The 13,814-nt window shown below is 61.2% G+C and carries 11 protein-coding genes (1 of these 11 only partly in view); 2 read left to right on the top strand and 9 right to left on the bottom strand.

Annotation, left to right across the window (positions count from 1 at the left end):
- A protein-coding gene (locus AC4CWF_RS02575; protein ID WP_491283581.1) for a M23 family metallopeptidase crosses the window boundary here: on the top strand, positions 1-862 show its 3' end. The gene continues 1,076 nt to the left of window position 1, outside the view; the window shows 862 of its 1,938 coding nt (coding positions 1,077-1,938); its start codon lies beyond the left edge, outside the window; it ends in the stop codon at positions 860-862.
- A 66-nt stretch (positions 863-928) separates the two neighbouring features.
- Here the strand turns inward: AC4CWF_RS02575 and clpB are convergent, their stop codons facing one another.
- The 7 genes from clpB to AC4CWF_RS02540 all read right to left on the bottom strand — a co-directional run bounded on the left by clpB (position 929) and on the right by AC4CWF_RS02540 (position 11,534).
- Positions 929-3,532 (bottom strand): ATP-dependent chaperone ClpB, encoded by a 2,604-nt coding sequence (gene clpB, locus AC4CWF_RS02570; RefSeq protein WP_491283580.1) that lies wholly within the window; start codon positions 3,530-3,532, stop codon positions 929-931.
- A gap of 219 nt (positions 3,533-3,751) precedes the next feature.
- Positions 3,752-4,540, bottom strand: coding sequence for a DUF4167 domain-containing protein (locus AC4CWF_RS02565; protein ID WP_491283579.1), 789 nt, complete (start codon positions 4,538-4,540; stop codon positions 3,752-3,754).
- 309 nt (positions 4,541-4,849) lie between these two features.
- A complete protein-coding gene (prmC, locus tag AC4CWF_RS02560; protein WP_491283578.1) occupies positions 4,850-5,731 on the bottom strand; it encodes a peptide chain release factor N(5)-glutamine methyltransferase in 882 nt (293 codons plus the stop codon).
- Positions 5,728-6,810: a peptide chain release factor 1 gene (prfA, locus tag AC4CWF_RS02555; RefSeq protein ID WP_491283577.1), complete on the bottom strand. Its 1,083-nt coding sequence runs from the start codon at positions 6,808-6,810 to the stop codon at positions 5,728-5,730. The genes prmC and prfA overlap by 4 nt, the downstream gene beginning before the upstream one ends.
- A 32-nt stretch (positions 6,811-6,842) precedes the next feature.
- Positions 6,843-9,110: a phosphoenolpyruvate--protein phosphotransferase gene (gene ptsP / locus AC4CWF_RS02550; protein WP_491285167.1), complete on the bottom strand. Its 2,268-nt coding sequence runs from the start codon at positions 9,108-9,110 to the stop codon at positions 6,843-6,845.
- A 91-nt stretch (positions 9,111-9,201) separates the two neighbouring features.
- On the bottom strand, positions 9,202-10,476 hold the full coding sequence (locus AC4CWF_RS02545; protein WP_491283576.1) for an aspartate kinase: 1,275 nt from the start codon (positions 10,474-10,476) through the stop codon (positions 9,202-9,204).
- Between the two features lie 200 nt (positions 10,477-10,676).
- Positions 10,677-11,534, bottom strand: coding sequence for an SH3 domain-containing protein (locus tag AC4CWF_RS02540; RefSeq protein ID WP_491283575.1), 858 nt, complete (start codon positions 11,532-11,534; stop codon positions 10,677-10,679).
- 203 nt (positions 11,535-11,737) lie between these two features.
- On the opposite strand from AC4CWF_RS02540, the gene ubiG reads away from it, so the two are divergent.
- Positions 11,738-12,484, top strand: a complete 747-nt coding sequence (ubiG, locus tag AC4CWF_RS02535) for a bifunctional 2-polyprenyl-6-hydroxyphenol methylase/3-demethylubiquinol 3-O-methyltransferase UbiG (protein ID WP_491283574.1) — start codon at positions 11,738-11,740, stop codon at positions 12,482-12,484.
- 36 nt (positions 12,485-12,520) lie between these two features.
- On the opposite strand, the gene AC4CWF_RS02530 is transcribed toward ubiG, so the two are convergent.
- A complete protein-coding gene (locus AC4CWF_RS02530; RefSeq protein WP_491283573.1) occupies positions 12,521-12,949 on the bottom strand; it encodes a DUF1178 family protein in 429 nt (142 codons plus the stop codon).
- Positions 12,946-13,812: a carbon-nitrogen hydrolase family protein gene (locus AC4CWF_RS02525; protein ID WP_491283572.1), complete on the bottom strand. Its 867-nt coding sequence runs from the start codon at positions 13,810-13,812 to the stop codon at positions 12,946-12,948. The genes AC4CWF_RS02530 and AC4CWF_RS02525 overlap by 4 nt, the downstream gene beginning before the upstream one ends.
- Between the last annotated feature and the right edge of the window lie 2 nt (positions 13,813-13,814).

The following is a 13,814-nucleotide window of genomic DNA, read 5'->3' as shown; positions in this document are numbered from 1 at the left end:
GGATGCCGTCGACAGCGCATTTTCCGACGATGCGCCGGTCATCCTGTCCGGCCGCGAGCTTCCCAGTGTTTATGACGGCATATACCGGGCCGCCCTCTCCTACGGGATGACGGCCGATATGACGGCAACCATGGTGAAACTGCTGGCAAGCAGCGTCGATCTGCAAGCGCAGCTGAGGCCGAGCGATACGATCGAGGCGTTCTTTTCAGCCGCCGACGAGCAGGGGCGCGCCGGGCCGCATTCCGAGCTTCTGTATGTCAGCGCAAAATTTGGTGACACGGTAACCCGTTTTTACCGCTACCAGAACCTCGAGGACAATTCGGTCGACTATTTTGACCAGGACGGCAAGAGCATCCGCCAGTTCCTGCTGCGCAACCCCGTGCCCAACGGTCGGTTGACCTCCGGTTTCGGTATGCGCCGGCACCCGATCCTCGGTTATTCCCGCATGCACACCGGCACCGACTGGGCAGCACCCCGCGGCACACCGATTATTGCCACCGGCAACGGCATCGTGGAAAAGGCGGGCTGGGCGTCCGGTTATGGCAACCAGACGATCGTGCGCCACGCCAATGGCTATGAGACTTCCTACAACCACCAGAGCGCCATCGTCAAAAGCGTGCGTGAAGGCGCACGCATCACGCAGGGCCAGGTCATTGGTTATGTCGGCTCGACCGGTTCCTCCACCGGAGCGCATCTGCATTACGAGCTGATCGTTAACGGCACCAAGGTGGATTCCATGAAGGTGCGCCTGCCCGGCGGCAAATCGCTCTCCGGCACGCCGCTTGCCCGCTTCGAGGAAGAACGCAAGCGGATCGATGCGCTTCTGACCAGCAATAGCAGCGAACAGGTCGCGGCGAAGTAAGCCATTCCGAGTGATCGTGGAGTTCGATCAATAAAAAGGGCCATCCCGAGGGATGGCCCTTGATCGTCATGCCGCTTCGGCGACATGCCTCTTCACGTTAAACAGCAACCGGTCGGAGCCGGCACTGACCTTGACTGTGGAGGCATCCGGCACCGTGCCGCCGAGGATCTGTTCGGCAAGCGGATCCTGAACGTATTTCTGGATCACGCGCTTCAAGGGACGTGCGCCGTAGACAGGATCATACCCCTTGTCTGCCAGCCATTCGCGGGCATCCGCACCCAGTTCCAGCGTGATCTTGCGATCCGCCAGAAGCTGCAGCAGGCGTACCATCTGGATATCGACGATGGCGCCCATTTCGCTGCGGGCCAGACGGTGGAACAGAACGATCTCGTCGACGCGGTTCAAGAATTCCGGCCGGAACGAGGCCTTCACCACATCCATCACCTGCTCGCGCACGCTATCGACATCCTGGTTCTCGCCCAGCGACGTCAGATATTCCGCGCCAAGGTTCGAGGTCATGATGATGATCGTGTTCTTGAAGTCGACCGTGCGACCCTGCCCGTCCGTCAGACGCCCGTCATCGAGCACCTGCAGGAGAACGTTGAAGACGTCAGGATGCGCCTTCTCGATCTCATCGAACAGCACGACCTGATAGGGTTTGCGGCGGATGGCTTCCGTCAGCGCGCCGCCCTCGTCATACCCGACATAACCCGGAGGTGCCCCGATCAGCCGCGAGACGGAATGTTTCTCCATGTATTCGGACATGTCGAGGCGCACCATCGCGGTTTCATCATCGAACAGGAACCGGGCGAGCGACTTGGTAAGCTCTGTCTTCCCAACGCCGGTTGGCCCCAAGAAGATGAACGAACCGATCGGCCGGTTCGGATCCTGCAGGCCGGCGCGCGCACGGCGCACCGCCCGCGACACGGCCTGCACCGCATCGCCCTGCCCCACCACAGAACGCGCCAGTTCGTCTTCCATGCGCAACAGCTTGTCGCGTTCGCCTTCCAGCATCTTGTCAACGGGAATGCCGGTCCAGCGGGACACGATATGGGCGATGTTATCGGGCGTCACCACTTCCTGCACCATGGCATCGGGGCCGGCGCCATCATGGGCTTCAGCTGTTGCCAGATCCTTTTCGAGGCCGGGAATGACGCCGTAAGCCAGCTCACCCGCACGCTGGAACTCGCCCTTGCGCTGGGCAATCGCCAGTTCGTTGCGGGCCTCGTCCAGCTGGCGCTTCAGGTCGGCGGCCAGACCGAGCTTCTGCTTTTCCGCCTGCCAGCGGGCTGTCAGCGCATCGGCCTGTTCCTCGATGGAGGTGAGTTCGGTTTCCAGCCGCTTCAGCCGGTCGGCCGAAGACGTATCGGTTTCCTTCTTCAATGCCTCGCGCTCGATCTTCAGCTGCATGATGCGGCGATCCAGCTCGTCCAGCTCTTCCGGCTTGCTGTCCACCTGCATACGCAGGCGCGATGCCGCCTCGTCCATCAAGTCGATGGCCTTGTCCGGCAGAAAGCGGTCGGTGATGTAGCGGTTGGAAAGGGTCGCTGCTGCCACCAGCGCGGAATCGGAGATCCGCACCTTGTGGTGCTGCTCGTATTTTTCCTTGAGGCCACGCAGGATGGAGATCGTGTCTTCCACCGTCGGCTCGTCCACCATCACGGGCTGGAAACGGCGGGCAAGGGCCGGGTCCTTTTCCACATGCTTGCGGTATTCATCAAGCGTGGTGGCACCAACGCAGTGCAACTCGCCGCGGGCAAGCGCCGGCTTCAGAAGGTTGGATGCATCCATCGCCCCATCGGCCTTGCCGGCACCGACCAGCGTGTGCATTTCGTCGATAAACAGGATGATATCGCCGTTTTCCGACTGCACTTCGGAGAGAACGCTCTTCAGGCGCTCCTCGAATTCGCCGCGATATTTCGCGCCGGCAATCAGCGCGCCCATGTCGAGCGCCATCAGCTTCTTGTCTTTCAGGCTTTCGGGCACATCGCCATTGATGATGCGCAGCGCCAAACCTTCGGCGATCGCCGTCTTGCCGACGCCCGGCTCGCCGATCAGCACCGGATTGTTCTTGGTACGGCGCGACAGAACCTGGATCGTGCGGCGGATCTCGTCGTCACGGCCGATGACCGGATCGAGCCGGCCTTCGCGGGCTTCCTCGGTCAGGTCGCGGGCGAACTTCTTCAAGGCGTCAAAACCCTGTTCGGCATTGGCGCTGTCGGCGGTACGGCCCTTGCGGATGTCGTTGATCACCTGGTTCAGCGCCTGCGCGGTCACGCCAGCCTTCTTCAGGGTTGCCGATGTGGAGGCAGAGGTTTCGATGGCCAGCGCCTGCAACAGGCGTTCCACGGTAACGAAACTGTCGCCGGCCTTCTTGGAAGCTTCTTCGGCTGTGGTGAAAACCTTGGCAAGCGGCTGCGCCAGATAAACCTGGCCATTGCCGCCGGAGACTTTCGGCAGCTTGGCAAGCGCTGCATCATTGGCGATGCGTGCGTCCTTGGCACTGCCGCCGGCGCGCTCGATCAGCGACGAGGCCATTCCCTGGTCGTCGTCGAGCAGAACCTTCAGCACATGCTCTGGCGTAAACTGCTGGTGCCCTTCCGACAGGACATGGGTTTGCGCCGATTGCAGGAAACCGCGCACGCGCTCGGAGTATTTTTCGATATTCATGACTGACCTCCATGGATCGTCCTGCCCTTATAGGCGCAAGCCGATAATTGAGATTGAGCCCCCTCACAAGGCGAGCCCGTGCCGCATTCTTTTGCAATCGAACACGGCATCGTGAGGCCAATATGGTGGCGGTTTTCATGGGTTTAAAGACCGCAAACAGAAAAACCCCGACCAGACGGCCGGGGTTTGATGATTGTCAGATCCTGAGGGATCGAAGGCTTATTCGCCTGCAGCATCGGCAAGCGAAGGCTCGCCTTCAGGGCTTGCTTCACCTTCGCCTTCCGCCGTGCGACGCGGACGGCGCGGACGGTTGCTGGCATTGCGGCGGCGCGGCTGGCGTTCGCGCGGTGTGCCGCCTTCTTCCTCGATTGCAACTTCGGCAGGCGTGCCTTCGATCACCGGCTGCGGACCGCTGCCATCGATGACGGGTGCTTCTGCAACAACCACCGGGGCTGGAGCCACCTTGGGCGCTGCGGGCTGACGCGGGGTCTGCTGGCGCGGAGCCGGCTGGGCTTGCGGTTGCGGCGGTTGAGCCTGGGGCTGTGGCGGCTGAGGCTGCGATTGCTGCGGCTGATGTTGCTGCGACGGCTGATACTGCTGCTGATAACCGTTATCGTCGTTATCGCCCATATCCATGTCGTCGCCATCACGATCATTGTCGCGATCGTTGTAGTCCTGGCGATCGGCGTGCTGGACACGTTCCTGCATCTGCGCCTGGGCTGCTGCAATGATGCGGTTATAGTGTTCGGCGTGCTGGAGATAGTTTTCGGCCATGACACGGTCGCCGGCGCTCTGAGCATCGCGGGCAAGGGTCGAATATTTTTCCGCAATATGCTGGGCTGTGCCGCGGATCTTCACATCGGGGCCGGAACTGTCGTAGGTCCGGGTCAGCGGGTTGGAGCCCTTGCGGTTAAAATTGTTACCGCCACCACCGCCGCCGCCATTGTTGTTATTGTTGTTGTTATTGCCGCGCCCCCGACCACGCTTGTTTTGCTGTCCTGGCCTCATCGATCTTTCACCTGAATTCTTTGTGCTTTGCTGATTAAGGGCCACGCGGCCAGCCGGCAACTGCCGGAACAAGGCTTCACGTGCCGCGGACAGGGTCGATCCATCCGTCCCGCCGCTAGTGGAAGTCAGTTTATCTGAATCACACACTAGGTAACGTTCAACCCTTGAGGCCTTCCGAAAAAGGCCAGCTTCCGGTTGAGCTTAACCTGAACGAATCTCCGTTCATTCCCAGCTGCCCAGTGCGTGCCCGCAACCTATCCCGCTTCATCTCCAATTCCAAGCCTTTTCTTTCGCGTCTGCAAAAGGAGCTTAAGGCCCGGCAGGATAACGGTTTTCCCGCGCAAAAACCAATACGCGATCATTGCCGCCATAGTCGGAAAGCGCCTCGATCAAAGTATAATCATGCGCTGCAAACAAGGCGGAGACGGAAGACTTCTGATCGAAACCGATCTCCAGGCCGACCACACCGTCTGCCCCTAGAAAGTTGCCGATGCCTTCGGCAATGGCCCTGTAGGCATCGAGCCCGTCAGCGCCTCCATCCAATGCGAGCATCGGATCGAAGTTTCGAACATCGGGCTCAAGTTCGGCAATGACATCACTGTTGATATAGGGGGGATTTGACACGATTATGTCAAACAATCCCTCGATCTTGTCGAACCAATGGCTTTCCACAGCCATGAACCGGTCGCCTACCCCGTTGAGGTCGGCATTGCGGCGTGCCGTTTCAAGGGCGCCGGGGGCAATATCGGTGCCAACTGCCAGAAGTTCGGGCACTTCGGAAAGGAGCGCAATGGCAATGGCGCCGGTTCCGGTGCCCAGATCGAGAAGGCGTGCCGAGCCTTTGGTCTCGATAATCCGCTTCAGAGGCGCAAGCATCGCCTCGACCAGAATTTCGGTATCCGGGCGTGGCTCCAGCGTGTCTTTCGACAGAAGCAGGCGCACACCATGGAAATCGCGTTCCCCCAGAATGCGATGAACCGGTTCGCGTGCCATACGGCGCGCAAGCGCGGCCTCCAGCCTTGCCACCTCGTCGCTGGACAGAACGCGGTCGCCGCGCAGCACAAGATCCGTCGATGTCAGATCGAAAAGGCCGCAGATCAGCACGCGGGCATCCGTTGCCGCATCGCCAAGGCCGGCAGCGGAAAGCTGCGCGCGGGCCTCGGCAAGTGCTGCTGCAAGGGTGCGGGTCACGGCTGCGGCTCGCCAAGCTGCGCCAGTTGTCCAGCCTGATAATCAGAAATCAGCGCATCGACCACTTCGTCGATTTCGCCGATCATCATGCGGTCGAGCTTGTAGAGCGTCAGGTTGATGCGGTGGTCGGTGACGCGCCCCTGCGGGAAATTATAGGTGCGGATACGCTCAGACCGGTCGCCGGAACCGACCTGGCTCTTGCGATCGGCGGAGCGTTCGCTGTCGGCCTTCTGGCGTTCCATGTCATAAAGACGCGAGCGCAGAACCTGCATGGCTTTCGCGCGGTTCTGGTGCTGCGATTTTTCAGAGCTGGTGACGACAAGCCCAGTCGGCAGATGGGTGATGCGCACGGCCGAATCGGTGGTGTTGACGTGCTGGCCGCCGGCACCCGACGAGCGCATCGTATCGATGCGGATATCTTCGGCGCGCACCTCGATATCGATCTCCTCGGCTTCCGGCAGAACGGCGACGGTTGCGGCGGAGGTATGGATGCGGCCGCTTGCCTCAGTTTCCGGCACGCGCTGAACGCGATGGACGCCGGATTCGAACTTCAGCTTGGAAAACACACCGCGCCCGGTCACCGTCGCGATGATTTCCTTGTAGCCGCCGGCCTCGCCCTCGCTTGCGGAGAGAACCTCCACCTTCCAGCCCTTGGTGGCTGAAAAGCGTTCATACATGCGAAACAGGTCGCCGGCAAAAAGGGCGGCTTCCGATCCGCCGGTGCCGGCGCGGATTTCCACGATGGCGCTTTTCTCGTCAGCGGCATCTTTTGGCAGAAGCAGGATCTGCATGTCCTTTTCCAGCGTCTCGATGCGCTCCATCGCATCCGGAAGCTCGGTTTCGGCAAGCTCGCGCATGTCGCGATCGGTCGCCTTGTCGGCCAGCAGCGCCCGAAGATCCGCCTCTTCGGCGATTGCCTTTTCATATTCGCGGATCTTGCCCACCACCGGCTGAAGCTCGGAATATTCAGACGCCAGCTTTACGTAAACATCAGCCGCCGGCCCTTCGGACATGCGGGCTTCGATCTCACCGAAACGGCGTTCCAGTTCACGCATCTTTTCGACAGGAAGCTTCGCCACCGTCTTACACTCCGGTTGTTCTTGTTGTTGTTCTAGACGGGAATATTGTGCGCGGCCGCAAACGCCACCAGAAGTTCGCGCACCGGCGTGGTGGAGCGCGTATCATCCAGCGCGGCGTTGAGTTCCATGCCGAGCTGGGCCGCATCGAGCCCCAGCAGCATGGCCTTCACCGGACCGATTGCCGTTGGCGCCATGGAGACCGCACGGAAGCCGACGCCGATCAGGGCCATGGCAGACAGGGGCTTGCCCGCCATTTCACCGCAGAGCGTCAGCGGCGTCTTGTTGCGCTCGGCGGCCCGCACGATGTCGCGCAGGATGCGCAGGAACGGCTTGCCCAGCATGTCGAAACGATCAGACACGCGCGCATTGCCACGGTCTGCCGCCATCGAGAACTGGAAGAGATCGTTGGAGCCGACCGACACGAAATCGACATGCGCCATCAACTCGTCCAGCTGCCACATCAGCGAGGGCACTTCCAGCATGGCGCCAAACTGCAGCTTGCGTGGCAGCGGATGGCCGAACTTGGAGAGATACTGCACTTCCTTCTGCATCAGGTCGCGCACGGCGCGGATTTCCGACACTTCCGTCACCATCGGCAGCATCATCTTCAGCTCGGCACCGGCGGAGGCGCGCAACAGCGCGCGAAGCTGCGTGCGCAACAGGCCCGGCCGATCCAGCGACAGGCGGATCGCACGCCAGCCGAGCGCCGGGTTTTCCTCTTCCTGGTTGCGGAAGTAGGAGACGACCTTGTCGCCGCCGATATCGAGCGTGCGGAACGTCACCGGATGGCCGGCCGCCTGGCGCAGAACATTGCGATAAAACGCCTCCTGCTCCTCGAGCTTGGGCATCGTCGAGGCAATCATGAACTGTAGTTCGGTGCGGAACAGGCCAATGCCTTCCGCGCCGGATTCGGCCAATTGCGGCAGATCTACCATCAGGCCGGCATTCATCATCAGGCTGATGCGCTGACCGTCCTTGGTCACCGAATCCACGTCGCGCAAGGCACGGAACTGCTCCTGCCGGCGGGCGCGCAGTTTTACCTTTTCCTCGTAGGCCTTCACCAGATCGGCCATCGGGCGCAGATGCACCTGCCCGTCATCGCCATCGATGATGATCGAATCACCGTTTTCTGCAAGCGCCACGATGCCGGCCGCCTGACCGACCACCGGAATACCCATGGCACGCGCAACAATCACCACATGGCTGGTCACCGCGCCATCTTCCAGCACGAGGCCGCGAATATTCATCCGCGGATAATCGAGAAGTTCGGCCGCTCCCATGGCGCGGGCAAAGATCACCGCATCGGTCGGAAAACCTTCATCGAATGCGCGGCCTGAAAAACCGGTCAACTGGCGCAGCAGCCGGTTGGCCAGATCATCAAAATCATGCATCCGCTCGCGCAGATAGGGGTCGGTGAGGCGCATCATGCGCGCCTTGGTGTCGCTCTGCACCTTTTCGACGGCCGCTTCTGCCGTGAGCCCGTTGCGGATCGCCTCTTCCATGCGCCGCACCCAGCCCTGGTCATGGGCAAACATGCGGTAGGTTTCGAGAACCTCGCGGTGCTCGCCCTCCTGGGACACTTCTCGGCGCGACAGCATGTCGTCGATCGACAGGCGCAGCGAGCCGATGGCCTCCACCAGCCGCACGATTTCCTTGTCCGCATCCTCGTTCAGAAGGTTGGTGACGACGATACGCGGTTCGTGCAGAACCACATGGCCAAGGCCGATGCCCTCGTTATAACCGTCCGCCTCGATGGTGATGGCGCGCGTCAGATCGAGTTCCAGCCCCGGCTGGGTGATTTTCTTCAGTTCTCCGGTCGCAATCATCTCGGCGATCACCATAGCGGTGGTTTCAAGCGCCTCGACCTCGTCTTCGCGGTAATTGCGCTGCGCCTTGTTCTGGACGACGAGCACGCCCAAAGTGCGACCGGCGCGCAAAATCGGCACGCCGAGGAAGGAGTGGTAAATTTCTTCACCGGTTTCAGGAAGATAACGGAAAGCCGGATGCGCCTGCGCATCGGAGAGGTTCAGCGGCTGGGCGGAGGCGGCAATCGTGCCGACAAGGCCCTGCCCCATTTTCAGCTGGGCCAGATGCACCGAATCCTTGTTGAGACCTTCGGTGGCGTAAAGCTCCAGCACGCCATCGGAGCGCAACACGTAAACGGAGCAAACCTCCGCCACCATGTTGCTGGCGATCTGGCGCACGATCCGGTCAAGCCGCTCCTGCGGCTCCAGCGGCTCGGCCATCAATTCCCGCAGTCTCTTCAGCAGGACGCGCGGGCCCGCCGACAGGTCTCTCATCGGCATGTTCGCTCCCGAATTCGGCTCTGTCCCATCCGGAAGATGGTGCACCGACTCAAGCTTGGAGGCGGTACAACCAACCGGTTCTAGATCAACTCTTATCGAGACCGTAAGCAGAATGCAAAGTCCGAACTGCGAGTTCGGAATAAGCACCGTCAATCAGGATGGAAATCTTGATTTCCGAGGTGGTGATCGCCTTGATGTTGATGCTTTTTTCGGCAAGTGCCTTGAACGCAGTCGCAGCCACGCCAGCGTGGCTGCGCATGCCGATGCCCACAACCGAGACTTTGCACAGGCCCGTCTCGTTCTGCACCACGTCGAAGCCGATCTTGGCCTTGTTGTCTTCCAGAACCTTCATGGCCTTTTCGACATCGCCGAAGGGCACGGTAAAGGTCATGTCGGTGCGCGAGCCATCTTCGGAGATGTTCTGCACGATCATATCGACATTGATATGCGCCTCGGCCAGCGGCCCAAAAATGGCTGCCGAAACACCCGGCCGGTCGGCGAGGCGACGCAGCGAAATCTGCGCTTCATCCTTGGCATAGGCGATGCCGGTAACGACTTCCTGTTCCACGATTTCTTCCTCGTCGCAAATCAACGTGCCGGGCGGATTGATGAGGTCACCCATGCCCGGCGCATCGGGATCCTCGAAACTGGAGCGGACGAAGGTGCGCACCTTGTGAACCATGGCAAGCTCCACGGAACGGACCTGCAGCACCTTGGCGCCGAGGGATGCCATTTCCAGCATTTCCTCGAACGAGATCTTCTTCATGCGGCGTGCCTTGGGCACGATGCGCGGATCGGTCGTGTAGACGCCGTCCACGTCGGTATAGATGTCGCAGCGGTCAGCCTTGACGGCAGCTGCAATCGCAACTGCAGACGTATCGGAACCGCCACGGCCAAGCGTTGCAATGCGGTTATCAGGGCCGATGCCCTGGAAACCGGCGACGACAGCCACCTGCCCCTCGCCCATGCGGCGAACAAGCTCGGTTCCGTCGATATCCACGATGCGGGCGGCGCCATGGGTGTTGTCGGTGCGGATCGGGATCTGCCAGCCCTGCCAGGAGCGGGCATTGATGCCCATGGATTGCAGCGCGATGGCCAGAATGCCTGATGTCACCTGTTCGCCGGAGGCGACGACGGCATCATATTCGCGCGCATCGTAGAAGGGCGAGGTGGCGCCTGCGACCTTGGGCATGTCCTGCACCCAGCCGACCAGTTCATTCGTCTTGCCGGACATGGCCGAGACGACGACGGCCACTTCATGGCCGGCATCGACCTCACGTTTCACATGGCGCGCCACATTATGGATGCGTTCGAGATTGGCGACCGACGTGCCGCCGAACTTCATGACAATGCGAGCCATATCCGACCAAAACCACCTTATCGCGCTTGAAGAGACCCGGCGCGGCTTAAAATTGAAAAGCCCTTTGCCACAGGGGGAAAGGCTTGCGGCGTCCTCTTAGCGAAAAGGGTTCCACGGTGCAATGGGCAAGAGGTGACCCGCAACGCGCAAACGCGGCACCTTTCGGGCGCCGCGTTTTACTCACTCGTCGTTGAAGAGGCTTACTGGCCCGGCACAGGGCACGGATTGTCCTGCGTGCAGCGGTCGGAGGGAACCCAGCTGCCCTGGGGCCCCCGCTGGCGATCCCGGTTCTGATCCCCGTCGGGGACCGGCCGTGCCTGGTCTTGACGCCTGCTGTCATCGGGGCGTCGATTGTCATCGGGACGCCTGTCGTCAGGGCGCCAGCCATCACCGCGGTCACGGCGGTCACCATCCCAGTTGCGGTTGCCATCGCGACCATCCGGACCGGGGCGGCCATCATAGCGGTTGCGGTCGTCCGGTCTGTTTCTGTCATCGCGGCGATTGCCGTCATCGTAGCGATAGCGGTCGTTCATGCCGTTGCGGTCTTCGTAGCGATAACGGCCGTCTTCCCGATAGCGGTTGGGGTCGCGGATCGGATCGTCACGGCGACTGTCATAACGGGGCGGCGGCGGTGGCGGGGTATCGCGACGATAATCCCAGCCGCGCCAGCGGTCACGCTCGCGGTAGAAATCGCGACCGCTGTAATAACGCCGCCAATAGGTATCGACGTCAAAGGTGATCGTCGGAATGCCGAGCGGACGGTAATACTGGCGGTCGACATAAACGCGGTTCTGGCGATAGGTCGTCTGGATGTAATTGCCCGACACCCAGCCGCGGCCGCGCGCAAACGAGACATCACACCAGTTGACCGTATCGAGGCAACCATTGATGCTGATCGGCGCGCCGACCGGGATAACCACCACGGCCGGATAACGGGTGCTCGGGCCGGAGCGCATGTTGACATTTGCCGTGGCAAAACCTTGCGTGGCGGCAGATGCAAGGCTGGGAAAGGCCAACAACGCCCCCACCGCCAAAGCTTTGTAAATATGACGTTTCACTGGTTTCCTCCTTGGGAATTCTTTATGCTCGGCGCAAACGTCCCTTCTGTTGCCAGCAGGTCGTCCGGAATTTGTTTTTTTAATGTCGCGAGATGCTCGCCCGTGCGTTATCCGCCGCCCTTTCAACCGCTGCGACATTCCGGCGGACTTGACAAGAGCTGCCGGCGGACCGACTTCAGACGAGAATGACAGGGAGCTGCACCATGACCGAAGCGTCCGCAACGACGATTGACCAGGCTGAAGTGGACCGCTTTTCCGCCATGGCTGCGGAATGGTGGAGCCCGACGGGGAAATTCAAGCCGCTGCACAAGTTCAACCCGGTGCGGCTGGCCTATATCCGCGACCGCGTCTGCGAAAATTTCGGCCGTGAGCCGAAAAGCAACCGTCCCTTCGAGGGCCTGCGTTTTCTTGATATCGGCTGCGGCGGCGGGCTTTTGTCGGAGCCAATGGCCCGCATGGGCGCGACCGTTATCGGTGCTGACCCCTCGGAAAAGAACATCCGCATTGCCCAGACCCATGCCGCCGAAAGCGGCGTGACCGTCGATTATCGCGCAGAAACCGCCGAACAACTGGCGGCCGCCGGCGAAACCTTCGACGTGATCTTCAACATGGAAGTGGTGGAGCATGTGGCGGACGTGAACCTGTTCATGACCACCTGCGCCTCGATGCTGCGTCCCGGCGGTCTGATGTTCATCGCCACCATCAACCGCACGATGAAAGCCAATGCGCTGGCGATCTTTGCCGCGGAAAACATCCTGCGCTGGCTGCCGAGAGGCACCCACCAATATGATAAGCTGGTGCGGCCTGAAGAAATCGAACGTCCGCTCAGCGCCTCCGGCCTGACCATCACCCACCGCACCGGCGTGTTCTACAACGTGCTGCAGGACCGCTGGAACCTGTCGAAGGACATGGACGTGAATTACATGATGCTGGCGAGGCGCGAGGGCTGACAACCCGAAGGCGCGCCTTTCGGATATGCAGTCGGCTTAGTTCGTATCGTCGGGCAGAACCGGCAGGGGGGCAATCTCGATGCCTTCCTCGATCAGGTCCTTCACCTCGGCAAGGCTTGCTTTTCCCATGATGCCGCGGGCATCGGCTTCGCCGTAATGGATTTTTCGCGCCTCTTCGGGAAAACGCTCGCCGACATCCTCGGCGTTCGCCTTGATGGTGGCCACCATTTCCTTCAATTTTACGATGGTTTCCTGGCGCGCCACATCCATCGCCACCTGCTGGCGGGCTTCCTTGTCGCGTGCCGTGGAGACAGACGGCGCCATCAGGCTTTTTGAAATGGCCGACGAGCCGCAGACCGGGCAGGTGAGAAAGCCGCTTTCCACCTGCCGATCGAAATCGGCGCCTTGCGAGAACCACCCTTCGAAGGAATGGGCGTTGTCGCAGATGAGGGAATAACGGATCACGCCGCCTCGCCTCCAGCCGGCGCCACGGCTTGCGATGTGGCAAGCGTGAAATCGCGTGCGTTCTTCAGGTTCGGAATTTTTGCGCGAGCCGCCTTGACCGCCGCCATGTCGAGTTCGGCCAGAACCACCGCCTCGCCGACGCCCCCGGCCGAAGCCAGGATCTTGCCCCAGGGATCGATGATCATCGAGTGGCCATAGGTCTCGCGCCCATCCTCGTGAACGCCGCCTTGGGCTGCCGCAATCAGGAAGGCGCCGTTTTCGATGGCGCGGGCGCGCAGCAGGATTTCCCAATGCGCCTCGCCGGTCTGTCGGGTGAAGGCTGCCGGAACCGTCAGGATTTCGGCCCCGGCGACGGCTTCGGCACGAAACAGCTGCGGGAAACGCACGTCGTAGCAGATGGCAAAACCCAGTTTCGCAAATCCGAGATCGGCGACACGCGCCTCCGTACCCGGCTGGTAGGCGGCACTTTCGCGCCAGCTCTCGCCATTGTCGAGGTCGACGTCGAACATGTGGATCTTGTCGTAGGAACAGATGCGCGCGCCATCCGGCCCGAACAGGAAACCGCGATTGGCAATCTTGTCGTCGCCGGCGCCGCGCGCAATGGCGGTGGAGCCGACATGCACATGAATGTTCAGTTCGCGTGCAAGCTCTGCTGCGCGCGAGACGATGAGGTCACTGTCTTCGCCACGCAGGATAGCGCGCAGTTCCGCCCGGTTCTTCTGCAGCGCGCCGGTCATTTCCGGGGTCTGGACATAGACGGCACCCTGGCCTGCCGCCTCGCGCACGAGGCGGGCCATGTCGTCCGCATTCTTCTGCGGATCGACGCCGGAACACATCTGGATGGCTGCGACCTTGACCGTCATCT

The sequence above is a fragment of the Neorhizobium sp. PAMB6630 genome (assembly GCF_058242775.1).
The sequence above is the reverse complement of the archived record's forward strand: the minus strand, read 5'-3'. Positions and strand labels throughout refer to the sequence as shown.

Coding starts and splice junctions, on each gene's coding strand:
- ubiG (WP_491283574.1), top strand. CDS start 11,738: ATGACCGAAGCGTCCGCAACGACGATTGACCAGGCTGAAGTGGACCGC.
- clpB (WP_491283580.1), bottom strand. CDS start 3,532: ATGAATATCGAAAAATACTCCGAGCGCGTGCGCGGTTTCCTGCAATCG.
- ptsP (WP_491285167.1), bottom strand. CDS start 9,110: ATGAGAGACCTGTCGGCGGGCCCGCGCGTCCTGCTGAAGAGACTGCGG.
- AC4CWF_RS02565 (WP_491283579.1), bottom strand. CDS start 4,540: ATGAGGCCAGGACAGCAAAACAAGCGTGGTCGGGGGCGCGGCAATAAC.
- AC4CWF_RS02545 (WP_491283576.1), bottom strand. CDS start 10,476: ATGGCTCGCATTGTCATGAAGTTCGGCGGCACGTCGGTCGCCAATCTC.
- AC4CWF_RS02525 (WP_491283572.1), bottom strand. CDS start 13,812: ATGACGGTCAAGGTCGCAGCCATCCAGATGTGTTCCGGCGTCGATCCG.